Genomic DNA, 1,365 nt, shown 5'->3' on the forward strand with positions numbered 1-1,365 from the left:
AGCACACCCACCACCAGCCGACACCGGCCACGCGGAGCAGCACTGGGCACGGGCTTCCACCTGCACGCCCACGCCACCCCTCCACGGTGGGCAGAACCCACGCCAGACACCACGCCTTGCATGGGATCGCTTAACTGATCAGAGACGCTCAGCCACGTCAGCATCGGTGTATCTTCCGCGATCGGGAGTTACACCGAACGATCAAGAGTCGCGCGCGATACGCCGGATTCCCGCCGCGAGCTGCATGAGGTCGTGGCCAACGAGGTTGTCCAGCACGTGTCGTCGCACGCTTGCCAGATGGGCGGGCCAGGCTTGCTGCACGCGGGCCAGGCCGTCATCGGTGAGGACGGCGTTCCAGCCACGCAGATCCTCGGCGCACTGGACCCGCTGGACGAACCCCTGGTTCTCGAGTCGGCTGACCAGCCGGGTCATCCCGCTGAGGGTGATGTTGCACTCTTCGGCAAGCTCGCTCATCCGCATACGTCGTTGAGGAGCCTCGGACAGCAGCCTCAGGAGGGTGTACTCGGACAGGCGCAGGCCTACGTCGCGCACCATGTCCGCGTCGACCATGCGGGGCAGCGTAATCGTGACCTGGGCCAGCGCTCGCACGAGCGCTTCTTCGGCGGGGTCCAGGGGCCTCAAGGGCTGCGGCTCGGGGGACAGCATGCCTCGCATCTTAATCTGCTTGACGGGTAAAGCAAAAGACAATGTGGGCATTACGCCCGCTTTTGCCACTTTGGCCTTCTGTCTCGCGCCAACCACAGCCCTCCCGGCCCTGCTTCCCCTCTCACTGCCCGTGGCTCGACCGGCACCAGGCTGTGGACCGAAATCGCCGAAGGTGTGCGCCGGCAGCGGTTGACGCAGCTCATGCAATGGGGCGCAGCCGTGCCGTCCACCGCATGACGACGAGAGCGAAAAGCCGAAGGACTCACCGATCACAAGGTCGGCGAGTCCTTCGGCATGGTGCGGGTCAGGAAGAGGCGAAGCCCTCGGACTCGTCGAGGGCCGAGGGCGTCGAGCCAGTCGCCGGGATTCGGCCGGCTGGTCGTGATCACCCGTGTGATGCCGGGCGTTCGGCATGCTCGACCGCATGGGTGGGGGGCAGTCCATCCCCTGTCCGTAGGCGGGCCTTCCGCGGAGAGACCGGGCACAGGCGAGCCGACAAGTGTCTGCCACAGGGCGATGCGGCACCTGAACCAGAGACGTGTCGCGGTCGGAGGGGCCGACGGCCAAGCACAGGGATGGCGTTCAGGCTGCCTGCTCGCTCGGCGCCGAGGGGGCGGTCCTCGCGCTGATCACGGCCCGTCCGCGCGCCGATTGCGGGAAGCGGGTGAGCATCGCGCGCAGTTCTCCGGCGTCGACGTT

1 protein-coding gene is annotated in these 1,365 nt (G+C 67.0%); it reads right to left on the reverse strand.

Features of this window, described 5'->3' with window-relative positions:
* Positions 1 to 201 precede the first annotated feature (201 nt).
* Positions 202 to 666, reverse strand: coding sequence for a MarR family winged helix-turn-helix transcriptional regulator (locus tag ABT078_RS42500; protein ID WP_351237838.1), 465 nt, complete (start codon positions 664 to 666; stop codon positions 202 to 204).
* Between the last annotated feature and the right edge of the window lie 699 nt (positions 667 to 1,365).

The sequence above is a fragment of the Streptomyces sp. NPDC002133 genome (assembly GCF_040296405.1).
Classification (GTDB): Bacteria; Actinomycetota; Actinomycetes; order Streptomycetales; family Streptomycetaceae; genus Streptomyces.

Coding starts and splice junctions, on each gene's coding strand:
- ABT078_RS42500 (WP_351237838.1), bottom strand. CDS start 666: ATGCTGTCCCCCGAGCCGCAGCCCTTGAGGCCCCTGGACCCCGCCGAA.